This window comes from Klebsiella sp. 141198, assembly GCF_050600785.1.
Classification (GTDB): Bacteria; Pseudomonadota; Gammaproteobacteria; order Enterobacterales; family Enterobacteriaceae; genus Klebsiella; species Klebsiella aerogenes.
On the sequence record NZ_JAQIRM010000003.1, the window covers coordinates 224,726 to 250,673 of the forward strand.

Below are 25,948 nucleotides of genomic sequence, written 5' to 3' on the forward strand. Positions count from 1 at the left end.
TAATTCGCCGGAAGTGGTATCCGGTTTAGCCAAAAAGCAGGCAGGTCGTGATGGATATTGTATTTATAGAGCAACTTTCGGTAATCACCACTATCGGTGTTTACGACTGGGAACAGACCATCGAACAGAAGTTAGTGTTCGATATCGAAATGGCGTGGGATAACCGCAAAGCGGCCGCCAGCGACGATGTTAGCGATTGCCTGAGCTATGCTGATATCAGCGAGTTGGTTATCAACCACGTCGAGGGCGGGCGTTTTGCGCTGGTCGAGCGGGTGGCGGAAGAGATAGCCGATCTCCTGCTGCAAAAATTTAATTCTCCGTGGGTGCGGATTAAAGTCAGCAAGCCTGGCGCGGTGGCTCGTGCGGCCAACGTTGGCGTAATCATTGAACGTGGCAGTAATCTGAAACAAAACGTTTCTCGTCATAATGTTTAAACAAATTTGTTTTATACCGGTCTTAGTGCCTGGATTTTAATTTTACTTTTTCTTTTAAGGGTTTATTGAATGGGCGATTTACACTCGCTGCTGATAGCGGCAATTTTGGGTGTGGTTGAAGGGTTGACGGAGTTTTTACCGGTTTCCAGTACGGGACATATGATTATTGTTGGTCATCTCCTTGGCTTTGAAGGGGATACCGCCAATACTTTTGAAGTCGTAATTCAATTAGGATCTATTCTCGCGGTCGTCGTGGTGTTCTGGCGTCGTCTGTTTGGCCTGATCGGCATTCATTTTGGCCGCCCGCCGGTGCATGAAGGCGAAGGCAGCGGGCGTCTGTCGTTGATTCATATCCTGTTAGGCATGATCCCGGCTGTGGTACTGGGGCTGGTGTTCCATGACCTGATTAAATCGCTGTTTAACCCGGTTAACGTAATGTACGCGCTGATTGTCGGCGGCTTCCTGCTGATCGCGGCGGAACTGTTCAAACCGAAACAACCGCGCGCGGTGGGGATTGACGATATGACCTATCGTCAGGCGTTCGCCATCGGCTGCTTCCAGTGTCTGGCGCTGTGGCCTGGCTTCTCTCGCTCCGGGGCGACCATTTCCGGCGGTATGCTGATGGGCGTTAGCCGCTATGCGGCATCCGAGTTCTCTTTCCTGCTGGCGGTGCCGATGATGATGGGCGCCACCGTGCTGGACGTCTACAAGAGCATCGGCTTCCTTAACGCCGGGGATATTCCGATGTTCGCCGTCGGTTTTATCATGGCGTTCATCGTGGCGCTGATTGCGATTAAAACCTTCCTGCAGCTGATTAAACGTATTTCGTTTATTCCGTTTGCAATCTACCGCTTTATCGTCGCGGCAGCCGTCTACGTGGTCTTCTTCTAAGGCCCAGGCCCTCAGCCTTGCGGCTGGGGGCAACGTTGTTCTTTCCACTGCCCCACGGCCGCAATTCTGCGCCGCGTCAGCTCTTCGCGAATCTCCGGTCCTTTGAAACCTTCCGCTACGACTTTTTTAGTGGAGACCGACTGCGCCACTTCCCAGGCTTCAAGCAGCAGGCGCCCCTGCGGATAATCACAGGACTCAAAACCGGTACGCCCGCGCACGTCGGCCTCGCTGGTGAGGGCGATTTGCTGTACACGCTGCGGCTTGCGCCAGGCATCGATGCTATCAAACAGCTTCACGATGGTTTTTGGCTGCAGAATCGGCAGGGTGTGGATCAGATCGTGGAATTCGGCGACTAGTCTGGCCAGATCGCGGATATCGTTCGGCACCCGCAGGCGCTGGCAAATCTGTTCCACCAGCTTTACCCCCGCCGGGCCGTGGCCGTGGTGGCGCGGCCAGAACTCTTTGGGCGTTAAACCTTTACCAAGATCGTGGCACAGGGTGGCGAAACGGACGTCGATGGCCGGCGATAGCATCGCCGCCATGGTGAGCGTCATCAGGGTGTGTACGCCGGTATCGATTTCCGGATGCCATTTGGCCGGCGCGGGTACACCGTACAGGGCGTCGATTTCCGGGAACAGAACCTTCAGCGCGTGGCAGTCGCGCAGGGTCTGGAAAAAGACCTGCGGGTTACGGGTGCTAAGCGCGTTCTCCGTCTCTTTCCATACCCGCTCCGCGGTTAAATGCGCCAGTTCGCCGGCGTCCGCCATCGCGCGCATCAGCGCCATGGTTTCATCGGCAATGCGAAAACCGAGATGGGCATAGCGTGCGGCAAAACGCGCGACGCGCAGTACGCGTAGCGGATCTTCGCTAAAGGCTGGGGAGACGTGGCGCAGCAGGCGCTGGCGTAAATCGGCCTGGCCGCCATATGGGTCGTAAATCTGACCGTCAGTGTCCTGAGCCAGCGCGTTAATGGTGAGATCGCGGCGCAGAAGATCTTGCTCAAGGGTGACGTCAGCGGCGGCATAACAGGTGAAACCGGTATAGCCGGAACCGGATTTACGTTCGGTACGCGCGAGGGCGTACTCTTCACGGCTTTGCGGGTGAAGAAACACGGGAAAATCGCGGCCTACCTGCTGGTAGCCCGCGTCGAGCAACTGCTGGGGCGTGGCGCCAACCACCACCCAGTCTCTGTCTTTGACCGGTAGTCCTAATAACGCATCTCGTACCGCACCACCGACCAAATAAATCTTCACGCCTGTTTCTCCCGCATCGACTTTTCGCAAGATGATACGTAAGTCTGGCAGAGAAGACGAATTAGTTCATCCACCGGTCTTTACGCTTGCGGCTCGGTACCAGATGCGGCAGCACCAGACCAAGGATCAGACCGACGCCAAGCACGCCGCCGCCGTACATAAACCACTGCATGATAATGGTGCGCTGTTTATCATCAAGCTGCAGATTCGCCGCGTTCACCTTCTTCTGAGCGACAACCAGCTCGTTTTTCAGCTTTTGGTTCTCTTCTTTCAGAGCGTTGATCGCGCCATCGCTACCGGCGACTTTTTTCTGCATGTCGGCGGTACGCTGGTTCCAGGTGGCGTCAATGTTGTTCAGCTTGTCGGTCAGCGTTTTGACCTGATTTTCCAGATCCGGCACGCGAATGCGCAGGCTGGGCTCGTTGCTCAGCTCTTTCAGCGGGATCCAGGCGGTACGGCCGTTGCTGTCGCGTACCTGCGCGTAATTCGTGCTGTCATTGGTTTGCAGAACGTCGACGGCTTCGCCGGCGTTAATGGTGCCGACCAGACGATAGTTATCGCCAGGACCGCTGCGAACCCAGGTGTTCAGCTCATCGGAAACGTAGCGCTTTTCTTCTGCGTGAACCGCCGTAGCGGCGCTAAGCGCTAGCAATGTAAAGGTAATAAGGCGTAATTTTGGCATCAGGTCATCGTTTGGTCATAAAAAGTTGAACGATAGTAGTGGCATCGCCAGAGCGACGCAAAGTTTTCCGCCACAATCGGAATCATCCAAATGCAGCTGGCAAATGCGCATTGCATGGCGATTCGCCGCAAAATACTATTTACTGACAAAAAATATCGTCATTAGTTCGCCGCATTTTCCCGGCGACGCTTATCAGGTGGAAGAATTCAGCCATGGCTCAAGAAATCGAACTGAAGTTTATCGTTGCCCACGACGGCGTTGAGGCGCTGCGCCAGCATCTCAATACGCTGGACGCGAAGCACACACCGGCAGGTCAACTGCTGAATATTTACTACGAAACCGCCGATAACTGGCTGCGTCGTCACGACATGGGCTTGCGGATCCGCGGCGATCGGGAGCGCTATGAAATGACGCTGAAAATTGCCGGTCGGGTGGTGGGCGGTTTGCATCAGCGTCCGGAATACAATATTCCGCTGGAAAAAGCTGAGCTGGCGCTGGATAAGCTGCCGGCTGAAGTCTGGCCGCAGGGGCAATTGCCGGCAGAACTGGCGCAAAATGTGCAGCCGCTGTTTAGCACTGATTTCCTCCGTGAAAAATGGGTGGTGAAAGAGGGCGATAGCCAGATTGAGATAGCTCTTGACCTTGGCGACGTCAAAGCCGGTGAGCATCAGGAAGCCATTTGCGAACTGGAGCTTGAGCTGTTGAGCGGCGATACCGCCGACATTCTGGCGCTGGCGCGACGTTTACTGGCAACCGGCGTATTGCGCCAGGGCAGCCTGAGTAAAGCGGCGCGTGGCTATCAGCTGGCGCAGGGCAACGAAGCGCGCCCGGTTAAACCGTTAACGGTAGTAGGCGTGGCGGCCAAAGCCAGCGTCGAGCAGGGGCTGGAAGCGGCGCTGGAAAGCGCGCTGGCGCACTGGCTCTATCATGATGAAGTCTGGAACCGGGGCAACGCGGCCGCTAAACGTGAAATCCAGCGGGCGATGGCTCGCGTACGCCATGCGCTGGTGCTGTTTGGCGGCATTGTGCCGCGAAAAGCCACCGTACAGTTGCGTGAATCGCTCACTGAGGCCGAAGCGGCGCTGGACGGAGCGGAGAAAGCCGAAGCGGCGTTGTTCAACCGCGCCACGGTTGGCGCCAAACTGCTGCTGACCGAATGGCTGGTTACCCGCGGTTGGCGTTCGTTCCTCAACGACGCGGGGCAAAAGAAAATCGCCGGTTCGTTCAAACGCTTTGCCGATATTCAGCTGTCGCGAGCCGCGGCGGATCTGAAAAGCAACTTCCAGCAGACGCAGGACGACTATAGCGATCGGCTCACGCGTCTGGCGCGCGAGATCGACAGTATTCAATTGCTTTCCAGCGCCTATGCCGAGGTCGCCGAGGCCTGGCTGGAAAACTGGCAAGAGGTGCGCCGCGCTATCGAGAACAATGACCGCAGCGTCATCGAATATTTCCGTCGTCAGGCGCTGGCCGCGGAACCATTCTGGCTGCATAGTGGAAAACGATAATTTCAGGCCAGGGAGACCCCTATAATGGCGCTTTCTTCGCAGTTACAGCAGCACTGGCAGACGGTTGTAAACCGGCTTCCGGCAGATTTTCCCCTGCAAACGTTAAGTTCGCAGGCGCAGTCGGTGATGACGTTCAGCGAGTTTGTTGAACAGAGTCTGGTCGCTCAGCCGCAGTGGCTGGCTGAACTGGAAAGCGCGCCGCCGCAGGCCGACGAATGGCGCCATTACGGCGACTGGCTGGCGGAACAGCTACAAAACGTGACTGACGAGGCCGCGCTGATGCGCGAGCTACGCCAGTTCCGCCGCCGGATAATGGTGCGTATCGCCTGGGCGCAGGCGCTGCTGCTGGTGAGCGAAGAGAGCAGTTTGCAGCAGCTCAGCGCCCTGGCGGAGACCTTAATCGTCGCCGCCCGCGACTGGCTGTACGCCGCCTGCTGCCGGGAGTGGGGGACGCCGTGCAATGCGCAGGGCGAAGCGCAGCCGCTAATGATCCTGGGCATGGGGAAATTGGGCGGCGGCGAGCTTAACTTCTCTTCCGATATCGACCTGATTTTTGCCTGGCCGGAACACGGCGCCACCCAGGGCGGGCGTCGCGAGCTGGATAACGGCCAGTTCTTTACCCGTCTGGGCCAGCGGTTAATCAAAGTACTCGATCAGCCGACGCAGGATGGTTTCGTCTACCGCGTGGATATGCGTCTGCGACCATTTGGCGACAGCGGCCCGCTGGTGTTGAGCTTTGCGGCGCTGGAGGATTATTACCAGGAGCAGGGGCGCGACTGGGAGCGTTACGCGATGGTAAAGGCGCGGATCATGGGCGATAACGACGGCGAGCACGCCAACGAACTGCGCGCCATGCTGCGTCCGTTCGTCTTCCGCCGCTACATCGATTTTAGCGTTATTCAGTCACTGCGTAATATGAAAGGGATGATCGCCCGTGAAGTGCGCCGCCGCGGCCTGACAGACAACATCAAGCTTGGCGCGGGCGGCATCCGCGAAATTGAATTTATCGTTCAGGTTTTCCAGCTGATCCGCGGCGGTCGCGAACCGGCCTTGCAGCAGCGCGCTCTGTTGCCGACGCTGGCGGCGATTGACGAGCTGCATTTGTTGCCGGAAGGCGATGCCGCCCAGCTGCGCGAAGCCTACCTATTCCTGCGCCGTCTCGAAAACCTGCTGCAGAGCATTAACGACGAGCAAACCCAAACCCTGCCGCAGGATGAGCTTAACCGCGCGCGTCTGGCGTGGGGGATGCGCGTCGCCGACTGGCAGACGCTCAGCGCACAGCTTGAAGAGCAGATGTGCCGCGTGCGTCGCGTCTTTAACGAGCTTATCGGCGACGACGAGGCGCAATCGCCGGATGAACAACTGGAAGAGTACTGGCGCGAACTGTGGCAGGACGCGCTGGAAGAAGACGACACTACGCCGGCGCTGGCGCATCTTGACGACAACGATCGGCGCAGCGTGCTGGCGCTGATCGCTGATTTTCGCAAAGAGCTCGACCGGCGCACCATCGGCCCACGCGGGCGGCAGGTACTCGACCAGCTGATGCCGCATCTGCTCAGCGAGGTCTGCTCGCGGGCGGATGCGCCGCTGCCGCTGGCGCGAATCACCCCGTTGCTGACCGGAATCGTCACCCGTACCACCTATCTGGAGCTGCTCAGCGAATTCCCCGGCGCGTTAAAACACTTGATTAGCCTGTGCGCCGCTTCGCCGATGGTTGCCAGTCAGCTGGCGCGCCACCCGCTGCTGCTGGACGAACTGCTGGATCCGAACACGCTTTATCAACCGACGGCGACCGATGCGTACCGCGACGAGCTGCGCCAGTATTTGCTGCGCGTGCCGGAAGAAGACGAAGAACAGCAGCTGGAAGCGCTGCGTCAGTTTAAACAGGCGCAATTGTTGCACATCGCCGCCGCCGATATTGCCGGCACGCTACCGGTGATGAAAGTGAGCGATCACTTAACCTGGCTTGCCGAGGCGATGATCGATGCGGTAGTTCAGCAGGCGTGGCTACAGATGGTCGCCCGCTACGGCCAGCCGACCCATCTGCGCGACCGTCAGGGACGCGGTTTTGCGGTAGTAGGTTACGGTAAACTCGGCGGTTGGGAGCTGGGTTATAGTTCCGACCTCGACCTGGTCTTCCTCCACGACTGTCCAATGGAGGTGATGACCGACGGCGAGCGAGAAATCGATGGCCGCCAGTTCTATCTGCGCCTTGCCCAGCGGATCATGCATCTTTTCAGCACCCGCACCTCGTCGGGCATCTTGTATGAAGTGGACGCTCGCTTACGTCCATCCGGCGCGGCGGGCATGCTGGTGACTACCGCCGACGCCTTCGCCGATTATCAGCGCAATGAAGCCTGGACCTGGGAACATCAGGCGCTGGTTCGCGCCCGGGTGGTGTATGGCGACCCGGCGCTGCAGGCGCGCTTCGATGCGATCCGCCGCGATATCCTGACCACTCCGCGTGAAGGCGCGACGCTGCAAACCGAAGTACGTGAGATGCGGGAAAAGATGCGCGCCCATCTCGGCAATAAGCAGCGCGATCGCTTTGATATCAAAGCCGATGCCGGCGGGATCACCGATATTGAATTTATCACCCAGTACCTGGTGCTGCGCTACGCGCATGAAAAGCCGAAGCTGACGCGCTGGTCCGATAATGTGCGTATTCTGGAACTGCTGGCGCAGAACGACATCATGGATGAGGAAGAAGCGCGGGCGCTTACCCATGCCTACACCACGCTACGCGATGCGTTGCACCATCTGGCGCTGCAGGAGCAGCCGGGCCACGTTGCGCCGGATGCCTTTGACGGTGAACGCCAGCAGGTGAGCGCCAGCTGGCAGAAGTGGTTGATGGCTTAATTAACAAATCGGGTGTGCTATTATCGCGCGCAAAGTTTGCATCTCGCAGGAGAGAGTAATGAAAGTAACGCTGCCAGAGTTTGAACGTGCAGGAGTGTTGGTGGTAGGCGATGTGATGCTGGACCGCTACTGGTATGGCCCTACCAGCCGTATTTCCCCGGAAGCCCCGGTGCCGGTGGTGAAGGTGGAAAATATCGAAGAACGCCCTGGCGGCGCGGCTAACGTGGCGATGAACATTGCTTCGCTCGGCGCGACTTCTCGTCTGGTCGGCCTGACCGGTATCGACGATGCCGCACGCGCGCTTAGCAAAGCGCTGGCTGACGTAAAAGTGAAGTGTGATTTCGTGTCGGTACCGACGCATCCGACCATCACCAAACTGCGCGTGCTGTCGCGCAACCAGCAGCTGATCCGCCTCGATTTTGAAGAGGGCTTCTCCGGGGTCGATCCACAGCCGATGCATGAACGTATTCAGCAGGCGCTGGGTTCAATCGGCGCGCTGGTGCTGTCAGACTACGCGAAAGGCGCGCTGGCCAGCGTGCAGACCATGATTAAGCTGGCGCGTGATGCTGGCGTTCCGGTGCTGATTGATCCGAAAGGCACTGAATTTGAACGCTACCGCGGGGCAACGCTGCTGACGCCGAACCTGTCTGAATTCGAAGCGGTCGCCGGAAAGTGTAAGGATGAAGCAGAAATCGTCGAACGCGGGATGAAAATCATCGCTGACTTCGAGCTTTCCGCACTGCTGGTAACGCGCTCCGAGCAGGGTATGACGCTGCTGCAGCCGGGTCGTCCGCCGCTGCATATGCCGACCCAGGCGCAGGAAGTGTATGACGTCACCGGCGCAGGCGACACGGTTATCGGCGTGCTGGCGGCGACGCTGGCGGCGGGCAACACGCTGGAAGAGGCCTGCTATTTCGCTAACGCCGCGGCCGGTGTGGTGGTTGGCAAGCTGGGGACTTCCACCGTTTCGCCAATCGAGCTGGAAAATGCGGTGCGCGGGCGTGCCGATACCGGGTTTGGCGTGATGAGCGAAGAAGAGCTGAAACAGGCGGTTGCCGCGGCGCGTAAGCGTGGCGAAAAAGTGGTGATGACCAACGGCGTCTTTGACATTCTGCACGCGGGCCACGTCTCGTATCTGGCCAATGCGCGCAAGCTGGGCGATCGACTGATCGTCGCCGTCAACAGCGATGCCTCAACCAAACGTCTGAAAGGTGAAACCCGCCCGGTTAACCCGCTGGAACAGCGGATGATCGTGCTGGGAGCGCTGGAAGCGGTCGACTGGGTGGTGTCATTTGAAGAAGATACTCCGCAGCGGCTGATTGCCGGGATCCTGCCGGATCTGCTGGTGAAAGGCGGCGATTACAAGCCGGAGCAAATTGCCGGCAGCGAAGAGGTATGGGCCAACGGCGGAGAAGTGCTGGTGCTCAACTTTGAAGATGGCTGCTCGACAACCAATATTATCAAGAAGATTCAGAAAGATAGCGATAAGTAATCGCCTTGTCTTATGGTTGATAAAGGTTAAACCCGGGACGATAACGTCGCCGGGTTTGGCATAAAGCGCCCCCGTTATAGGGGGCGCTTTTTATTCGGCCGGGATCGTAGATGGCTGAGAGGGTTGATTTTGCGGAACGGCAATGAAGTGCGTTGCTTCGTTTGTCGGCGCGGTTTCGGGTATCGACGCGGTTAATGGCGCTGCCAGCGAAGCTAAAGAAGATCCTGAAAGGCCAACTTCATTTAGCAGTGAATCAATTAGCGGCGCCTGGGCGCGGTAGGTTAGCGCCGCCGATAGGGCCTGCTCTGCCAGATTGCCGCCGCTTGCGCTTACGCCGGTATTTTCCGCACTTCCGCTGCGGTTGAGACCGTCGACCTGAATAATCTTGATACCTTCGATCGATTTCATCGGTTCAACAGATTTCTCGATAACCGCTGGCAGCGATTGCAGCAGCGCCAGTTTGAACTTCAGGCTGGTTTGCTCATCGGACAATACGTTAATGGCATCGTTGAGCGCGCGTTGCGCTTCAGCTTCCGCCAGACCTTTTTTCTTGGTTGCCTCCGCCAGTTCGACGATGGCCGCTGCCTGCAGCTCAGCGGCCTCTTTTTCCGCTTTTGCCCGTACGGTTAATTCGACGGCCTGAGTTTCTGCATCCTGCGCGGCGGCGATTAATGCAACCTGTTTTGCACGGTCGGCTTCCGCGGTCTGTCGCGTGGTTTCAACATTTTGCTGCGCTTTAACGGCAGCGGCTAATGCTTCGTTAGCCCGCGCTTCCGCCTGAGACTGCTGTTCTGATTTTGCGGCGATGGCGATAGACTTCGTCTGGTTTGCAATTTCCGTCGCTTGCTGTTGCTCAATTTCTTTAATGCGGATTTCCCGCTCGGCTTCCACTTTTTTCGTGCGCACAATCTGCTCACGTTCAATTTCGCTTTCCTGGATCTGACGCTCAGCCTGGATACGCGTTTGCTCAGCTTCACGGTGGCGTTCAGCTTCAAAGGCGGCAATTTTAGCGTTTTGCTCAGCGGTACGGGTTTTCACCTGCTGTTCCTGCTCAAGCGTCATGAAGGATTCTTGTTGTTCAATCTCGAGTTTACGCGCCAGCGCATCGCGGTTTTTTTCCCGCACAGCGACTTCAACGTCTTGCTCAACTTCATTACGTTCGCGCCGACGGCGTTCCGTCTCCTGAGTGAGTTTCGTTAAGCCCTCGGCATCAAAGGCGTTATTGGGATTGAAATGTTCTTTGGACGTTTGGTTGAAGTTGGTTAACGAGACGCTTTCTAATTCCAGGCCGTTTTTGGATAAGTCCTCGGCAACGGTGTTTTGCACACCCTGCACAAAGTTTTCACGGGTATCTTGTAACTCATGCATGGTCATCTGCGCTGCCGTAGCGCGCAGGGCATCAACGAATTTATCCTCGACCAAAATGCGCAGATCCTCCGGTGATAATGTACGCTGGCCCAGCGTTTGCGCCGCCGTCGCGATGCCTTCCTCGGAGGGCTTCACTCTGACGAAGAAGGCGACGACGACATCCACGCGCATGCGATCCTTGGTGATAAGGCTATCGGCGCTGGAACGGCTAACCTCAAGTTTCAGCGTGTTCATATTGATCGGAATGATTTCGTGGAAAATAGGCATTGAGATAGCCCCGCCGCTCATTACCACTTTTAACCCGCCAAGCCCTGTCCGGACAAATGCTTGTTCTGCTGAAGCCCGACGATAGAGTCTGGCGAAAATAATACCGATGATTAATAGGATTATTACCGCGATGCCGGAAGTAAACATCCACGAGGGCAATAAATTGCTCAAGCTATCCATGAAAAAATCTCCTTTTTATATTATAAAATATGTGGCCAGGGATTCAGTTCGGCCAGGAACCGTGTTGGGGTCAGCCTGAGAACGATAAGAACGCGATCCCCTTTTTTAAACTCTTTGCCTTCCTCTGGCTCCAGTAATAAGTAATGCGTTTGGCCAAATTTATCGGTGAATTTCCCTTCGCATGGCCAACCATGTTTAGCACTATGGCCGGTGATAATTGCCATGTTGCCAATAAAATCATCTTCCGTCATTGCCGTCGTTTCATCCCGAGGCAGCCAGGGGGCGATCGTCTTTCCTGTGTAATGTACTGCGATACCTGCTAACAACAAGCAGATAGGGGCTAACAGCATATTACTCAAAGGTGAGTGGGTGAGGTTGACCGTTACGTGTTGGGCGATGATCCCAAAAAAAGCAAAATAACCCGCGAGCAGGCAGAGAACAATCAGCGCCGGAATTCGCCCTATATTTAGATAATGAAGTGCCTGTCCTATATTGCCGGAGGATAACGATTCGAAATGAATCAAGTGAGCATCAATAACGGTGGATAATAGATGTCCAAAAATAAGAGAGATGATTTCTAACAATCCAATCATTATGACAAATGATAAAGCAAATAGATAAGGGTTGTTGTATTCGGAAAGTAAATCCATGGCTCTCCTTATTCACGGAAGTATTGCAAATAAAAACCTAATCGCCGCAATTAACTTTATCAATAAACTGGAAAATAAAATAGATCATAACGTCATTACTCATCGTGTTTTTTATATTTAGGAAAATATTTAGTGGCATAAATTATTGTGCTGAATGGTGTCAGAGGGGGGGGCGTCGACAGAATGTGAGGAAACCCGCAACAGAGCGTGAGATCACATTTTTAGATCTAATGATGGTGTTTATGATTTAGCGCAATAAATAATCTGGTTAAGCGCATTTTTCGTACAAATTACGTTAAGGTAAGCGTAAATACTGAAGCTAGTAAAAGGCATATGACCAATCAGAACGCCAACGGCTGAAGGAGTATGCGGATGAACCATAACGATATGTATTCTATGAAGAACTTCGATTTTCTGGCACGTAGTTTCGCCAGGATGCACGCACAGGGCCACTCGGTTGATCTTCAGGCTATTGTCGGCAATATGGATGAGGAACATCGTGAATGGTTTTGCCAGCGCTATGAGCTTTATTGTCGCCAGGTGAATAGCACGGCCGAGCTAGAGCACTAAGCCAAATGAAAACGGGCCATCAGGCCCGTCAGACTGCTGACAAAGAAGGAAAAAGCGTGGTTTTTCCTTCTTTGTGGTTATCAGCCGAAAATCAATAAATTGATTTTCCATGTTTTTCATCTGCTGCAATCTGTAAGTGCAAAGGTTGCATGAGATTTGTCATCAATCTCAAACGGGCCATCAGGCCCGTTTTTTATTGCTGTTCTTCGCTCTTCGGGGCAGCTGAGCGGCTTTCCAGATCGCTAATGCGCTGCTCAAGTAAAGCCAGCTTTTCGCGGGTGCGCAGCAGAACCTGTGTTTGCACATCGAACTCTTCGCGGCTGACCAAATCCAGGCGAGTTAACTGCGATTGCAGTACCTGGCGGATTTTCTTTTCTACGTCATCTCCAAGATCGCGAAGGCCTTTCGGCATCGATTCATGGACCTGGCGGGCGATTTGTTCAATTTTTTTCGGGTCAATCATGGCGGATTCCTGCGCTGGTCTAGTTACCGTTCATTGTAGTGCGAACGGGAGCGCCTATAAACCACAAATGTCAGATGTATAGCGAGTAGCCATTGATGAAGATAGTTAATGGCGTTATAGTTATCTCGCTTATTCTCAGGGCGGGGCGAAATTCCCCACCGGCGGTAAATCAACCTATGCGTTGAAAGCCCGCGAGCGCTTCCTGTGAAAACGGGAAGGTCAGCAGATCCGGTGTAATTCCGGGGCCGACGGTTAAAGTCCGGATGGGAGAGAGTAACGGCTCAGTCGGATTACGATCCGCTTGCGTTGACTTTTGCCGCTAAACCGGCACTCCTAAGACTGCCCTGATTCTGGTAACCATAATTTTAATGAGGTTTTTTTACCATGAATCAGACGCTCCTTTCTTCTTTTGGTACCGCTTTTGAACGTGTGGAACACGCTTTAGACGCACTGCGCGAAGGCCGCGGTGTGATGGTGCTTGATGATGAAGACCGTGAAAACGAAGGCGATATGATCTTCGCCGCCGAAACCATGACCGTTGAGCAAATGGCGCTGACCATTCGTCACGGCAGCGGCATTGTCTGCCTGTGCCTGACCGAAGACCGCCGCAAGCAGCTTGACCTGCCGATGATGGTGGAGAACAACACCAGCGCCTACGGTACCGGCTTTACCGTGACCATCGAAGCGGCAGAAGGCGTAACCACCGGCGTATCCGCCGCTGACCGCATCACGACCGTGCGCGCCGCCATTGCCGATGGCGCGAAACCTTCCGATCTCAACCGTCCGGGCCACGTCTTCCCGCTGCGCGCGCAGCCAGGCGGCGTAATGACCCGCGGCGGCCACACTGAAGCGACCATCGACCTGGTGACCCTTGCGGGCTTTAAACCGGCAGGCGTTCTCTGTGAACTGACTAACGACGATGGCACCATGGCGCGCGCGCCGGAGTGCATCAAGTTCGCTCAGCAGCACAACATGGCCGTGGTCACCATTGAAGACCTGGTGGCTTACCGCCGCGAGCACGATCGCAAAGCCAGCTAAGTTGCCGCTGCTTTGATGACAAGCCCACGTTACGGTGGGCTTTGTTGTTTCTGGGGCGAGCTAATATGCTTTCTCTGCGGGTAAATGGAAGATATTTTTCACCTTCAAATTTTCTGATGATGATCATCACGCTTATCTGAGTTTATCTGCGGCTAAAAGCGCGTAATGTGAAGGAATCAAATACTCCCTACTGAAGGATACCATCATGTCCCGTACCCGTATGCCAGCGTTGTTTTTAGGCCATGGTAGCCCGATGAACGTGCTGGAAGATAATATTTATACCCGCGCCTGGCGTCATCTCGGCGAAACGCTGCCGCGTCCAAAGGCTATCGTGGTTATCTCCGCGCACTGGTTTACCCGCGGGACGGGCGTGACGGCGATGGAAGCGCCGAAAACCATTCATGATTTTGGCGGTTTCCCGCAGGCCTTATACGATACGCATTACCCTGCGCCGGGATCGCCGGAGCTGGCGCAGCATCTGGTTGATCTGCTGGCGCCGGTACCCGTTGCCCTCGATAAAGAGGCGTGGGGTTTTGACCACGGTTCGTGGGGCGTGCTGATCAAAATGTACCCTGATGCCGATATTCCCATGGTTCAGTTAAGTATCGATAGCACCAAGCCCGCGGCGTGGCATCTGGAGATGGGGCGTAAGCTGGCGTCGCTGCGTGATGAAGGCATTATGCTGGTGGCGAGCGGCAACGTGGTACATAACCTGCGCACCGCACGCTGGCATGGCGAAAGTACGCCGTATCCGTGGGCTGAGTCGTTTAACGACTATGTGAAAGCGAATTTAACCTGGAAAGGGCCGGTCGACGCGCATCCGCTGGTGAACTATTTAAGCCATGAAGGCGGATCGCTCTCTAACCCAACGGCCGAGCACTTCCTGCCGCTACTCTATATTCTGGGGGCGTGGGATGGCGAAGAGCCGATAACGATCCCGGTCGAAGGGATGGAGATGGGGTCGCTAAGTATGCTGTCGGTGGTGGTGGGCGCCGCGTAACGGCAGCTATCGCACATGAAAAAACCCCGGCCACTCAGGTTGCCGGGGTTTGCCGTTATTCGACGAAAATGTGCGGATAGAAACGCGAAAGATCCTGGGTGATCAGCGCCCGATCTTCACGGATGCCGATCCCGGCAGGCTGGTCATTAATAAGCCAGCTGCCAATCAGCGTATAGCTATCGCCAAATTTCGGCAGCGGATAAAACTCCTGCACGATAGTGCCTTCTTCCCCGTATGGGCCTTCCACTGCTTCCACCACTTTGCCATTTTCAACGATCGACACGTTAGCGCCTTCGCGGGAGAAAATCGGCTTAATGACGTACTTCTCAAGCTGCGGATGGTTATCTTCGCTGAAGTAAGCCGCCAACAGGTTAGGGTGGTTGGGGAACATTTCCCACAGCATCGGCAGCAGCGCTTTATTGGAGATAATGCTCTTCCACGCAGGCTCCAGCCAGCGTACGCCGGCGTCTTCCAGCTTGGTGGAGAACATCTCGCGCAGCATAAATTCCCACGGATAAAGCTTGAACAGATTGCCGATGACCTGATCCTGCAAATCGGTAAACTGGCCTTTCTCGCCAAGACCGATATCTTCGATATACAAGAATTCGGTGGCGACGCCCGCTTCTGCCGCGCAGTCCTGCAGATACTGCACGGTGCCGCGGTCTTCAACGGTATCGCGGCAGCAGGCCATATGCAGCAGCTGGAAGCCAAACTGTTCACGCAGCTCGCCGAAGCGTTCAATCAGTTTTTCCTGCAGGCTGTTGAACTGATCGCTGTCGGCAGGCAGATTACCGGCGTTAAGCTGATCTTCCAGCCAGATCCATTGAAAGAACGCTGCTTCATATAGCGAGGTTGGCGTATCCGCGTTGTTCTCCAGCAGCTTCGGCTCGCCCACGCCATCCCAGGCCAGATCCAGACGCGAGTACAGCGACGGCTGGTTGGTTTTCCACGACTGACGCACAAAGCCCCAGGTGTGTTTAGGGATGCGGAATTTGGTCATCAGCTCGTCGCTGGCGATCACTTTCTCAACGACCTGTAGACACATTTGATGCAGCTCGGCGGTGACCGCTTCGAGCTTTTCAACCTGCGCCAGCGTCAGCTTGTAGTAGGCCTCTTCGCTCCAGTACGGCTCGCCGTACATGGTGTGAAAATTGAAGCCATACTCGGTCGCTTTCTCGCGCCAGTCCGGGCGCTCGGTAATGCTGATTCTTTCCATGCCGCTTAACCGCCCATCGAGCGTGAAGAGGAGCTGGAGCCCGCGGCGCTACGCTGCATCGTCGATTGCTTAGCAACGGATTCGCCAAAACCGCCGCGGGTGACGGTCGTCGTGGTGGCCGGCTTCGGCGCCATCGCGGTTTTCGGCACGTTCATGGTACGACCCGGTTGCGCCGCGCCGTAACTCTTACCGCTGGCATCGGTGTACTGGCCGTAGGCCGGGCTGGCCGGGTTTTTCGAACTAAACAGCGGCTGCTGCGCGGCCATGCCGCCGCCCATCAGGCGGCCCATCATGTAACCGGCCATCAGCGGCATCCAGAAGCTGCCGCTGCTTTGCGCCTGCGCCTGGTTTTCCGGGGCGACGCCCGCCTGAGCCGGCGCCTGCTGGCATTGGCCTTCGCCGAACTCGGCGACACAGTCTTCACGGCTGGCGTATTTCGGCGCGGTGCGCGCGGCTTCTTTCACCGCGTTATTGTAGGCGGTGGTGCACTCTGCGGCTTTGCTTGGGTTAGCCGCGGAGCAGTCATCGGCGTTCTGATACAGAGAAACCGTCTCGTCAGTTTTTTCGCAACCGGCGAGCATAAAGACGGCGGTGACGGCAAGGGCGACCGGCGTCAGGTGGCGAGCGCTCCAGCTTTTGCGGAACGACGCATGATTAATATTTTTTGTCCGTTTCATATTTGTCTTCCAGGACCCAGTGGTAGTGCGTTTGTCAACGCTCAGGATAGAGTATGAGTGGTGGAAAATGAAGCGAAAGAGGGGAAAAGCGGGGGTCTTTACGTTGTCTTACGTTTTACGCCCCGCCTGAGCCGAAGGCCAGACGAGGCGTCATCGCGTTCAACGATTAGTGACTAAACGGATTGGAACCGCTGGTCTTCGTCGTACGGGCGGCAGCCGGCTGTGCGGAGGCGGTGTTCGCATAACCGTCAGCAGCGGCGTCCTGCTGTGGGTTTTCCGGCGCGACGCTGTCTGGTGAAGTCGGAATCGCTTTACCCAGCGTGTTGTTCAGCGCAATCAGATCCTGCTCGTTCAGCGTACCAAGAGCAGACTTAATGTTCAGCTCGTTGATCAGGTAGTTATAACGGGCGTTGGAGAGCTGCTGCTTGGCGTTGTACAGCGTGGTGGTTGCATCCAACACATCAACGATGGTACGCGTACCCACCGAATAACCCGCTTCCATCGCATCCAGGGAGCTCTGCGCAGAGACCACCGCCTGTTTGTAGGCGTTGATGCTGCTGATGGAGGCGTTCACGTTGTTAAACGACGAACGCACTGTCTGCACCACGCTGCGGTGCGCGCTTTCCAACTGCTCGCTGGCGCCGACGAAGTTGTACTGCGCCTGTTTCACCTGTGAGTTAACCATCCCGCCCTGATACAGCGGCAGGGTGAAGTTCAGGCCGACTGTGTTTTGCCCGATATCAGCGTCCGGGGAGATGTTTTTGGAACCGCTGTAACGGTTATTAGAGACACTGGTAGAAGCGTTCAAATCAAGAGTAGGTAAATGACCATCCTGCGCCTGGCGAATCTGCTCACGCGCCAGATCCTGATTCAGACGCGCCTGCAGCAGCGACAGGTTACGGTTTTCCGCTTCCTTCAGCAGCGCGTTCACCGCCTGCGGTTTATTGGTTTTGAAGCCGTTAACGTTCAGCGACGCCAGCTCCGGATAGTAGTTGCCGGTGACCTGACGAAGCTCTTCAACGGCGTTGTCGAGGTCGTTACGCGCGGTGACTTCATTTGCCAGCACGGCGTCGTATTGCGAGCGGGCATTCTGCACGTCGGTGATGGCAACCAGGCCCACGTTAAAGCGCTGAGTGGTTTGATCCAACTGGCGGTAGATGGCCTGTTTCTGGGCTTCGGTATAGGAGAGCGTATCGATAGCGGCCAGAACTTTAAAGTAAGCCGTCGCGGTATTCAGAATCAGCGTTTGCTGGTCAGTCTGATAGGTGACATCCTGAATGCCCGCCGTTTTTTCCTGCAGGGTCAGCGCGCGCCATTTCGACATATCGAACAGGGTTTGCGTTAACTGCAGTGAACCGCTGGTGACGTTGGAGTTCCGGTCTTTGTAATCACGGAATCCGCTGGTATAGGTATAATCCGCGCCCAGACCGAGTTGCGGCAGTAATGGGCTTCGCGCTTCGTTGATTTTTTCGAATGCAGCATCGCGATCGGCTGCCGATTTACGCAGATCAGGGTTGCTAATACGCGCCTGCTGATAAACCTGCAACAGGTTCTCTGCCTGGCTCATGGCGCTGAAGCCAGTCAGGCCCAGGCCGATAAGGATGGGAAAAAGTTTCTTCATTTGCATTCCTTGTTGTGAAGCATTTAGCGCTACTCAAATTCTAAAAATAATCGCTGATTGTATCGACTCTGTCGCCGTAAAAAGTTGGCGTTACGTGCCATAGGGCGGTAATTTGCACCAATCTAACATACGGGCTGTAAAACGGTAGCCAAACGGCCTATAAATCCCTACTTTCGGATGAGCAGGACACAGACAATGAGCAAACCTAATCAGCAGGGAATTACCTTCTCTAAAAACGATGTAGAAATTATTGCACGGGAAACGCTCTATCGCGGTTTTTTTTCGCTCGATTTGTATCGTTTTCGCCATCGCCTGTTTAACGGCGGGATGAGCGGCGAGGTTACCCGCGAAATTTTTGAGCGCGGGCACGCCGCCGTCTTGCTACCCTTTGACCCGGTACGTGATGAAGTTGTGCTGGTCGAGCAGATCCGCATTGCCGCCTATGATACCAGCGAGAGCCCGTGGCTGCTGGAAATGGTCGCCGGGATGATAGAAGAAGGCGAAACGGTAGAAGATGTCGCCCGCCGGGAAGCGCTGGAAGAGGCCGGGCTTGAAGTTGGGCGCACCAAACCAATATTAAGCTATCTGGCAAGCCCAGGCGGCACCAGCGAGCGGTTATCGATCCTGGTGGGCGAAGTTGATGCATCGACGGCAAAAGGCATTCACGGCCTGGCCGAAGAAAACGAGGATATTCGGGTGCATGTGGTGAGCCGGGAACAGGCTTACCAGTGGGTAGAAGAGGGGAAAATCGACAACGCGGCTTCTGTCATCGCCCTGCAATGGCTGCAGCTGCATTATCATAGCTTACGAAACGAGTGGAAATAATATGAAGCGTTATACACCTGACTTCCCGGAAATGATGCGCCTGTGCGAAACCAATTTCGCCCAGCTGCGCCGCCTGTTGCCTCGCACTGAGGCGGTTGGCGATATGGCGAACTATCAGGTGGGTGCGGCGCAATACCGATTAACGGTGGTCGAATCGACCCGCTACACTACATTAGTGACAATAGAACAGACTATGCCTGCGGTGAGCTACTGGAGCCTGCCGTCAATGACGGTGCGCCTGTACCACGACGCCATGGTGGCTGAAGTGTGTTCAAGTCAGCAGATTTTTCGCTTCAAAGCGAGATATGATTATCCTAATAAAAAGTTGCATCAACGCGACGAAAAGCATCAAATTAATCAGTTTCTGGCCGACTGGCTGCGTTACTGTTTAGCACATGGAGCGATGGCGATTCCGGTTTGTTAGCGTCGTGAAACCTAAGGACACCATTTGGAAAGCCTGTTAAACCTACCTCTGGCTGGTGAGGCCAGAGTCAGGATATTACAAATTACTGATACTCACCTGTTTGCTGAAAAACATGAAACGCTGTTGGGTATCAATACCTGGGAAAGTTATCAGGCTGTATTGGATGCGATACATGCCTCACAGCGTGAATGCGACCTGATTGTAGCAACAGGCGATCTGGCGCAAGACCACTCTGCCGCGGCCTATCAGCATTTCGCTGAAGGCATCGCGAGCTTTGCCGCACCCTGCGTCTGGCTGCCGGGAAACCATGATTTCCAGCCGGCGATGTACAGCACGCTGCACGATGCCGGCATCTCCCCCGCAAAACGCGTCCTGTTGGGCGACCATTGGCAAATCCTGCTGCTGGACAGCCAGGTCTTTGGCGTGCCTCACGGCGAGCTGAGCGATTTCCAACTGGAGTGGCTTGAGCATCAATTGAATGCGGAACCAGAGCGCTACACGCTGCTGTTACTGCATCATCATCCGCTGCCGGCGGGCTGTAGCTGGCTCGATCAGCATAGCCTGCGCAACGCCGGCGCGTTAGATCACATTCTGAGCAACTATCCGCGGGTTAAGCACCTGCTGTGCGGCCATATTCACCAGGAGCTGGATCTCGACTGGAACGGGCGGCGGATGATGGCGACGCCATCGACCTGCGTACAGTTTAAGCCGCACTGCGCTAATTTCACCCTCGATACCGTCTCTCCTGGCTGGCGCTGGCTTGAGCTGCATCCCGATGGCGCGTTGACGACTGAAGTCTGTCGTCTCAGCGGCGCCGAGTTTCACCCGGATATCGCTTCAGAAGGATACTGATGTCTACTCTTCTTTATCTGCACGGATTTAACAGCTCGCCGCGCTCGGCAAAAGCGACGGCGCTGAAAACGTGGCTGACGCAGCAGCACCCGGAAATTAACATGGTGGTGCCGGAACTGCCTGCTTTCCCGGCGCAGGCGGCAGAGATGCTGGAAGCTATCGTGCTGGAGCACGGCGGCGAGCCGTTAGGCGTGGTGGGGTCGTCATTGGGCGGCTACTACGCCACCTGGCTGTCGCAATGTTTTATGCTGCCGGCGGTGGTGATTAACCCGGCGGTGAGGCCATTTGAACTGCTGAACAATTTTCTTGGCCCTAATGAGAATCCGTACACCGGGCAGCAATATGTGCTAGAGTCTCGCCATATTTACGATCTTAAAGTCATGCATATCGACCCGCTGGAAGCGCCTGACCTTATCTGGTTATTGCAGCAAACGGGCGATGAAGTGCTTGATTACCGCCAGGCTGTTGACTACTTCGCCTCCTGCCGTCAAACGGTCGAGGAGGGCGGTAATCACGCATTTGTTGGCTTTGAAGATCATTTCACCCAGATTATCGATTTTCTGGGCCTGCGCTAAGCGGTTCAGAACGACCTACGAATACACACCATGACGCAATCTTCATATAACGCTGATGCCATTGAGGTACTCACCGGGCTTGAGCCGGTTCGCCGCCGCCCGGGAATGTACACCGACACAACCCGTCCTAACCATCTTGGTCAGGAAGTTATTGATAACAGTGTGGATGAAGCACTGGCTGGTCACGCCAAACGCGTGGAGGTCATCCTTCATGCCGATCAATCGTTGGAAGTTATCGACGATGGGCGCGGGATGCCGGTTGATATCCACCCGGAAGAAGGGGTTCCGGCGGTTGAGCTGATCCTTTGTCGGCTGCACGCGGGCGGTAAGTTTTCCAACAAAAACTACCAGTTCTCCGGCGGCCTGCATGGGGTGGGGATTTCTGTCGTCAACGCCTTGTCTAAGCGCGTGGAAGTCAACGTGCGCCGCGATGGCCAGGTCTACAGCATCGCCTTTGAGAACGGGGAAAAAGTTGAAGACCTGCGCGTCACCGGCACCTGCGGTAAACGCAACACCGGGACCAGCGTCCATTTCTGGCCAGATGAAAGCTTCTTCGATAGCCCGCGTTTCTCCGTCTCGCGGCTAACTCACCTGTTAAAAGCGAAAGCGGTGCTGTGCCCGGGCGTGGAAATTGTTTTCCGCGACCAGGTGAACAACAGCGAACAGCGCTGGTGCTATGCGGACGGCCTTAATGATTATCTGTGCGAGGCGGTCAATGGCCTGCCGCTGCTGCCGGAAAAACCGTTTGTCGGTAACTTCTCCGGCGAAACGGAAGCGGTGGATTGGGCGCTGCTGTGGCTGCCGGAAGGCGGCGAACTGCTGACTGAAAGCTACGTAAACCTGATCCCGACCATGCAGGGCGGTACGCACGTTAACGGTCTGCGTCAGGGGTTGCTCGACGCGATGCGCGAGTTTTGCGAATACCGCAATATTCTGCCGCGCGGCGTGAAGCTGTCGGCGGAAGATATCTGGGATCGCTGCGCGTACGTACTGTCGGTGAAAATGCAGGATCCGCAGTTCGCCGGGCAGACGAAAGAACGTCTGTCGTCGCGTCAGTGCGCGGCATTCGTCTCCGGGGTGGTTAAAGACGCCTTCAGCCTGTGGCTGAATCAGAACGTACAGGCTGCGGAGCTGCTGGCGGAAATGGCCATTTCCAGCGCTCAGCGTCGCCTGCGCGCCGCCAAGAAAGTGGTGCGCAAAAAGCTCACCAGCGGCCCGGCGCTGCCGGGTAAGCTGGCGGACTGCACCGCGCAGGACCTGAACCGCACCGAACTGTTCCTCGTCGAAGGGGATTCTGCGGGCGGTTCAGCGAAACAGGCGCGCGACCGTGAATATCAGGCGATCATGCCGCTGAAAGGCAAGATCCTGAATACCTGGGAAGTCTCTTCCGATGAAGTTCTCGCTTCGCAAGAGGTGCACGACATTTCGGTGGCGATTGGTATCGACCCGGATAGCGATGATTTAAGCCAGCTGCGTTACGGTAAAATCTGTATTCTCGCCGATGCCGACTCGGATGGTCTGCACATCGCTACCCTGCTGTGCGCGCTGTTCGTGAAGCATTTCCGTACCCTGGTGAAAGAGGGGCACGTGTACGTCGCGCTGCCGCCGCTGTATCGTATCGACCTGGGTAAAGAGGTTTACTACGCGCTGACGGAAGAAGAAAAAGCCGGCGTGCTGGAGCAGTTGAAGCGTAAGAAGGGTAAGCCGAACGTACAGCGCTTTAAAGGGCTGGGCGAGATGAACCCGATGCAGCTACGTGAAACCACGCTCGACCCGAACACCCGCCGCCTGGTGCAGCTCATCATCACCGATGAAGACGAGCAGCAAACGACCGCGGTGATGGATATGCTGTTGGCCAAGAAGCGTTCTGAAGACCGTCGCAACTGGCTGCAGGAAAAAGGCGATATGGCGGATCTCGAAGCCTAAGCCGACGTCAGCCGCCAGATGCGAAAAAGGGAGCCTGAGGCTCCCTTTTTTACTTCTGCCGGGCTTATACGCCAGCCTGCAGAATGCGGATGCTGGTTTCCAGCACGTCGCCTTTGACCGCTTCAGCGTAAGCCTTCATGTGCGGCGTTTGCAGATGCGCTTCAAGATGCGCGACGCTTTCCCACTGCTCGACCATGACGATCGAATCCGGGGCGGAAGTCTGGAAACTCACGCCGGCGGCGTGGTCAACCAGCGGCGCGTAGCCGTGGCAGCCTTCTTCCTGCAGTACCACTGGGACAATTTTAGCGAACTGATCCAGTACCGCCTGACGGTGGTGTTGGCCCGGACGAGTACGAATTTCGGCAATCACTGTTAACATGGTTAACTCAACTCCTTCTGTGTGTAAACTCGCCATACTTCAAGGTTAGTGACTTGAATAACAGCGAGTGTAGACATCTAGTTAACCAAAAATCTCGGCCAGATGCTTGCGATATTCTGCGATGACGTGGGGAACGTCAGGCATTTTAATCACGTCGTTGGCGATAAAGGTCGGCATCGCGCTCATGCCAAGGAACTGATTGGCTTTGTGGAACGGCAGGTAAACGCCATCAACGCCGACGCCGTGGAAGAATTGATCTTTATCGGTGAAGGCTTCCATCGGCGCATTCCAGGTCAGCGACAGCATGTACTGTTTGCCTTGAATCAATCCGCCGGAGCCATATTTTTTGCTGTCATCGGAGCGGGTACGGCCATCGCTGGCGTACAGAGAACCATGGCCTTCGGTGAAGACGTCATCCATGTACTTTTTCACGGTCCACGGCGCGCCCATCCACCAGCCCGGCATCTGCCAGATAACCACATCGGCCCACAGGAAATTCTGCACTTCTTCTTTTACATCGTACTCGCTTTCCGCGCGGACGATTTTAACATCATGCCCGACGTCGCGCAGATAACCATCCGCGACCTCGGTCAGGGTGTCGTTTAATTGGCCATTAGAGTGAGCGAATTTTTTCGCCCCGTTGATAATCAGGATATTGCTCATTTTTTGCCCTCAATCTATTAAATTTGTCGGCAATTTTACCCCGCGAAGCGGGGCAGTAAAATGAGCAAAATGTGCAAAGTCTTTTGCATTTTTGGCAATAATGCGGCTACCAGTAAACGCGCGCCTCGAAGCCGCCGCCGCGCGCGTTAGCAAAATCAACCCGCATACCGTGCAGCGAGGCGATGCGGCGAACGATCGATAAGCCTAATCCGCTGCCGGGGGCGTCCTGGCCCGGCGGACGATAAAAACGCTCGCCAATGCGCGCCAGGGCTTGCGGACTAATGCCTGGACCATTGTCGCGAACCCGGAACTCGCGGGCGGAAAGCGTAATATCCACCCGGCTACCGCGCGGGCTATAGCGCACGGCATTATCCAGCAGGTTGCGTACCAGTAGGCTTAGCAGCAGCGGCTGGCCGGTACGGACGATATTGCTGGCATTCAGATGCAGGCGTAGCTCAATGGCGGACTGCTGCGCGTGGTGATACATCTCCATCACCGCCGACTGTAGCAGGTCGTCGATGGCGACCGGCTGCACGTCATCCAGTTGCGCCAGGGAATCCAACCGCGACAGCGTAAGTAATTGATCGACCAGTCGGGTAGCGCGGTCGATGCCCTGATGTAATTGCGCCAACGCTTTATCCCGACCTTCAGGATCGTCCATTGAAAGCTGGGCAACTTCGGTTTGCACTTTCAGCGCCGCCAGCGGGCTGCGCAACTCATGGGCGGCATCAGAGGTAAAGCGGCGCTCGCGCAGCATGGTTTCGTGGGTACGGCTGAACAGTTGGTTCAGGGCATCGACCAGCGGGCGAACTTCTGAAGGGATTTTGTCGTCCGACAGACGTTCCGCCGAGTCCGGCGCGCGCTGGCGCAGGGTTCGAGCCAGTTTCTTCAACGGCGCCAGCTCGCGGCTTAATAGCACAATGAGTAACAGGAACATCAGCGGCAGCGCGACCAGCCACGGCGTGAGCTGCGAGGTGACGATATCCACCGCCATCTCCCGGCGATAATCCCACTCCTGACCGACGGCGATACGATGTCGGCCATCGGCGGTGGTCAACCACAAGAAGCGCCATTCGTCGTCATCGCCGCGCAGATAGCCGTCACTGAAGCCTTCGCGTTGCGATCCCCATTGAATATCTTCGCCGTTTTCACCATCGTTGAGCACCATTTTCCCGTCGCGGGTGAAGATAGCGAAGGCCAGCGCGTCATCATCAAGATGGCCGTGTTTAACTTTTTTCTTTTCGCGGATCTGCGCCGGTCGCGCCTGCAGCTCATCGACATTCATCGCGCTCAGGCGGCGGGCGAAGAGCAGTTGTTGGGTATCAAACAGCTTATCCAGCTTTTCGCTGGTCTGCTGCCAGGCGATAACGCTGGCGATCCCCCAGGCGGCGCTGGTGAGCAGGACAAACAGCAGCGTCAGGCGCAGGCGCAGGCTTAAACGGGCGAGTCGTTTCATGCGTCACCCAAGGTATAGCCGATGCCGTGCACGGTACGGATAAAACCGCTGCCGAGTTTGCGCCGCAGATGGTGGACGTGAACTTCCACGGCGTTACTGAAGACCTCGTCGTCCCAGTTATAGAGTTTTTCCTCGATAAGCTTACGCGGCAACACGCGCCCGGCGTTGCGCATAAGCAATTCCAGCAGGGCGAACTCCTTCGGCTTTAGCGCCAGGCTTTCGCCGTCGAGGCTGGCGGTTAAGCGGTTCGGGTCGAGGGTCACCTTACCGTGGCGTAGCTCGCTGCTGCTCTGGCCGTGAGCGCGGCGGATCAGCGCCTCGAGACGCGCCGCTACCTCAATCAGGGCGAAGGGTTTACACAGATAGTCATCGGCGCCAAGCTGTATCCCTTCGACCCGCTGGCTCAGCGCGTCGCGGGCGGTGAGGATCAGCACGGGTTCATTACGGCCTTTATCGCGCCATTCGCGCAGAATATCGAGACCGTCAATGCCGGGGAGAGTCAGGTCAAGTATCGCGGCGTCATAAGGGGCGCTATATAAGGCGTTTTTGCCCTCCTGGCCTGCGGTGAACCAGTCGATGCTGAAGCCCATTTTGCTCAGCCCGGCTTTGATACCGTCACCGATCAGTTTGTCATCTTCCACCAATAATATGCGCATGTTTCCCTCCGACGATCCCGTTT

Annotated in this window: 26 protein-coding genes and 1 riboswitch; of the genes, 13 read left to right on the forward strand and 13 right to left on the reverse strand. The window is 55.9% G+C overall.

Translation table 11 applies throughout. From position 1 onward, the window contains the following. The first annotated feature begins 50 nt into the window (after positions 1–50). Both folB and bacA read left to right on the forward strand, forming a co-directional pair. Entirely contained in the window at positions 51–434 is a 384-nt protein-coding gene (gene folB / locus PGR10_RS10970) for a bifunctional dihydroneopterin aldolase/7,8-dihydroneopterin epimerase (RefSeq protein ID WP_020077905.1), read from the forward strand. A gap of 69 nt (positions 435–503) precedes the next feature. Beyond that, entirely contained in the window at positions 504–1,325 is an 822-nt protein-coding gene (gene bacA, locus PGR10_RS10975) for an undecaprenyl-diphosphate phosphatase (RefSeq protein ID WP_087859832.1), read from the forward strand. Positions 1,326–1,336: 11 nt separating this feature from the next. Here bacA and PGR10_RS10980 read toward each other — a convergent pair whose 3' ends face one another. After that, positions 1,337–2,578, reverse strand: a complete 1,242-nt coding sequence (locus PGR10_RS10980) for a multifunctional CCA addition/repair protein (protein ID WP_213793607.1) — start codon at positions 2,576–2,578, stop codon at positions 1,337–1,339. 61 nt (positions 2,579–2,639) lie between these two features. Beyond that, positions 2,640–3,260, reverse strand: a complete 621-nt coding sequence (locus PGR10_RS10985) for a TIGR04211 family SH3 domain-containing protein (RefSeq protein ID WP_087859830.1) — start codon at positions 3,258–3,260, stop codon at positions 2,640–2,642. Positions 3,261–3,472: 212 nt separating this feature from the next. Here PGR10_RS10985 and PGR10_RS10990 point away from each other — a divergent pair, with 212 nt between their 5' ends. From PGR10_RS10990 to hldE, 3 genes are read left to right on the forward strand one after another with little or no spacing between them, the layout of a single operon-like run. Then, positions 3,473–4,768 carry an inorganic triphosphatase gene (locus PGR10_RS10990; protein ID WP_213793606.1) on the forward strand — a complete coding sequence of 432 codons (1,296 nt, stop codon included), beginning with the start codon at positions 3,473–3,475 and terminating at the stop codon, positions 4,766–4,768. A 21-nt stretch (positions 4,769–4,789) separates the two neighbouring features. Further along, entirely contained in the window at positions 4,790–7,627 is a 2,838-nt protein-coding gene (gene glnE / locus PGR10_RS10995; RefSeq protein ID WP_430923639.1) for a bifunctional [glutamate--ammonia ligase]-adenylyl-L-tyrosine phosphorylase/[glutamate--ammonia-ligase] adenylyltransferase, read from the forward strand. 58 nt (positions 7,628–7,685) lie between these two features. Continuing rightward, positions 7,686–9,119 carry a bifunctional D-glycero-beta-D-manno-heptose-7-phosphate kinase/D-glycero-beta-D-manno-heptose 1-phosphate adenylyltransferase HldE gene (gene hldE, locus PGR10_RS11000; RefSeq protein WP_015369639.1) on the forward strand — a complete coding sequence of 478 codons (1,434 nt, stop codon included), beginning with the start codon at positions 7,686–7,688 and terminating at the stop codon, positions 9,117–9,119. Between the two features lie 90 nt (positions 9,120–9,209). On the opposite strand, the gene PGR10_RS11005 is transcribed toward hldE, so the two are convergent. The 3 genes from PGR10_RS11005 to PGR10_RS11015 all read right to left on the reverse strand — a co-directional run bounded on the left by PGR10_RS11005 (position 9,210) and on the right by PGR10_RS11015 (position 11,965). After that, a complete protein-coding gene (locus tag PGR10_RS11005; RefSeq protein WP_259678471.1) occupies positions 9,210–10,934 on the reverse strand; it encodes a flotillin family protein in 1,725 nt (574 codons plus the stop codon). Positions 10,935–10,954: 20 nt separating this feature from the next. Further along, on the reverse strand, positions 10,955–11,584 hold the full coding sequence (locus tag PGR10_RS11010) for an OB-fold-containig protein (protein ID WP_430923467.1): 630 nt from the start codon (positions 11,582–11,584) through the stop codon (positions 10,955–10,957). Positions 11,585–11,824: 240 nt separating this feature from the next. Then, positions 11,825–11,965, reverse strand: coding sequence for a hypothetical protein (locus PGR10_RS11015; protein ID WP_183269116.1), 141 nt, complete (start codon positions 11,963–11,965; stop codon positions 11,825–11,827). Between PGR10_RS11015 and glgS the strand changes: the two genes are divergently transcribed. Next, positions 11,957–12,154: a cell surface composition regulator GlgS gene (gene glgS / locus PGR10_RS11020; protein ID WP_087859826.1), complete on the forward strand. Its 198-nt coding sequence runs from the start codon at positions 11,957–11,959 to the stop codon at positions 12,152–12,154. The two genes, PGR10_RS11015 and glgS, sit on opposite strands and share 9 nt — an antisense overlap. 193 nt (positions 12,155–12,347) lie before the next feature. Here glgS and ubiK read toward each other — a convergent pair whose 3' ends face one another. Beyond that, positions 12,348–12,617 carry a ubiquinone biosynthesis accessory factor UbiK gene (gene ubiK, locus PGR10_RS11025; RefSeq protein WP_015369643.1) on the reverse strand — a complete coding sequence of 90 codons (270 nt, stop codon included), beginning with the start codon at positions 12,615–12,617 and terminating at the stop codon, positions 12,348–12,350. A 127-nt stretch (positions 12,618–12,744) separates the two neighbouring features. Further along, positions 12,745–12,896: riboswitch (FMN riboswitch) on the forward strand. Positions 12,897–13,001: 105 nt separating this feature from the next. Between ubiK and ribB the strand changes: the two genes are divergently transcribed. Next, positions 13,002–13,655 (forward strand): 3,4-dihydroxy-2-butanone-4-phosphate synthase, encoded by a 654-nt coding sequence (gene ribB / locus PGR10_RS11030; RefSeq protein WP_015703517.1) that lies wholly within the window; start codon positions 13,002–13,004, stop codon positions 13,653–13,655. Between the two features lie 205 nt (positions 13,656–13,860). Then, positions 13,861–14,655: a 4,5-DOPA dioxygenase extradiol gene (ygiD, locus tag PGR10_RS11035; RefSeq protein WP_087859824.1), complete on the forward strand. Its 795-nt coding sequence runs from the start codon at positions 13,861–13,863 to the stop codon at positions 14,653–14,655. Between the two features lie 55 nt (positions 14,656–14,710). Here ygiD and PGR10_RS11040 read toward each other — a convergent pair whose 3' ends face one another. The 3 genes from PGR10_RS11040 to tolC all read right to left on the reverse strand — a co-directional run bounded on the left by PGR10_RS11040 (position 14,711) and on the right by tolC (position 18,169). Continuing rightward, positions 14,711–15,871 carry a glutathionylspermidine synthase family protein gene (locus PGR10_RS11040; protein ID WP_015703515.1) on the reverse strand — a complete coding sequence of 387 codons (1,161 nt, stop codon included), beginning with the start codon at positions 15,869–15,871 and terminating at the stop codon, positions 14,711–14,713. 5 nt (positions 15,872–15,876) lie between these two features. Further along, positions 15,877–16,548 (reverse strand): DUF1190 family protein, encoded by a 672-nt coding sequence (locus tag PGR10_RS11045; RefSeq protein ID WP_015369647.1) that lies wholly within the window; start codon positions 16,546–16,548, stop codon positions 15,877–15,879. Between the two features lie 166 nt (positions 16,549–16,714). After that, positions 16,715–18,169: an outer membrane channel protein TolC gene (gene tolC, locus PGR10_RS11050; RefSeq protein ID WP_087859823.1), complete on the reverse strand. Its 1,455-nt coding sequence runs from the start codon at positions 18,167–18,169 to the stop codon at positions 16,715–16,717. 195 nt (positions 18,170–18,364) lie between these two features. Here tolC and nudF point away from each other — a divergent pair, with 195 nt between their 5' ends. From nudF to parE, 5 genes are read left to right on the forward strand one after another with little or no spacing between them, the layout of a single operon-like run. Next, complete coding sequence (nudF, locus tag PGR10_RS11055) at positions 18,365–18,994, forward strand: ADP-ribose diphosphatase (protein ID WP_015369649.1); 630 nt, start codon at positions 18,365–18,367, stop codon at positions 18,992–18,994. 1 nt (position 18,995) lies between these two features. Continuing rightward, positions 18,996–19,418, forward strand: a complete 423-nt coding sequence (locus PGR10_RS11060; protein ID WP_015703512.1) for a DUF1249 family protein — start codon at positions 18,996–18,998, stop codon at positions 19,416–19,418. A 24-nt stretch (positions 19,419–19,442) separates the two neighbouring features. Further along, positions 19,443–20,270, forward strand: a complete 828-nt coding sequence (cpdA, locus tag PGR10_RS11065) for a 3',5'-cyclic-AMP phosphodiesterase (protein ID WP_087859822.1) — start codon at positions 19,443–19,445, stop codon at positions 20,268–20,270. Beyond that, a complete protein-coding gene (yqiA, locus tag PGR10_RS11070) occupies positions 20,270–20,845 on the forward strand; it encodes an esterase YqiA (protein ID WP_087859821.1) in 576 nt (191 codons plus the stop codon). The genes cpdA and yqiA overlap by 1 nt, the downstream gene beginning before the upstream one ends. 30 nt (positions 20,846–20,875) lie before the next feature. Continuing rightward, positions 20,876–22,771 carry a DNA topoisomerase IV subunit B gene (gene parE / locus PGR10_RS11075; protein WP_015369653.1) on the forward strand — a complete coding sequence of 632 codons (1,896 nt, stop codon included), beginning with the start codon at positions 20,876–20,878 and terminating at the stop codon, positions 22,769–22,771. A 64-nt stretch (positions 22,772–22,835) separates the two neighbouring features. Here the strand turns inward: parE and PGR10_RS11080 are convergent, their stop codons facing one another. From PGR10_RS11080 to qseB, 4 genes are all read right to left on the reverse strand, one after another. Beyond that, positions 22,836–23,150 carry a putative quinol monooxygenase gene (locus tag PGR10_RS11080; RefSeq protein ID WP_015369654.1) on the reverse strand — a complete coding sequence of 105 codons (315 nt, stop codon included), beginning with the start codon at positions 23,148–23,150 and terminating at the stop codon, positions 22,836–22,838. A gap of 81 nt (positions 23,151–23,231) precedes the next feature. Beyond that, positions 23,232–23,813 carry an NAD(P)H-dependent oxidoreductase gene (locus PGR10_RS11085; protein WP_020077910.1) on the reverse strand — a complete coding sequence of 194 codons (582 nt, stop codon included), beginning with the start codon at positions 23,811–23,813 and terminating at the stop codon, positions 23,232–23,234. Between the two features lie 106 nt (positions 23,814–23,919). Further along, positions 23,920–25,269, reverse strand: coding sequence for a quorum sensing histidine kinase QseC (gene qseC, locus PGR10_RS11090; RefSeq protein WP_430923468.1), 1,350 nt, complete (start codon positions 25,267–25,269; stop codon positions 23,920–23,922). Beyond that, positions 25,266–25,925, reverse strand: a complete 660-nt coding sequence (gene qseB / locus PGR10_RS11095; RefSeq protein WP_430923469.1) for a quorum sensing response regulator transcription factor QseB — start codon at positions 25,923–25,925, stop codon at positions 25,266–25,268. The genes qseC and qseB overlap by 4 nt, the downstream gene beginning before the upstream one ends. Between the last annotated feature and the right edge of the window lie 23 nt (positions 25,926–25,948).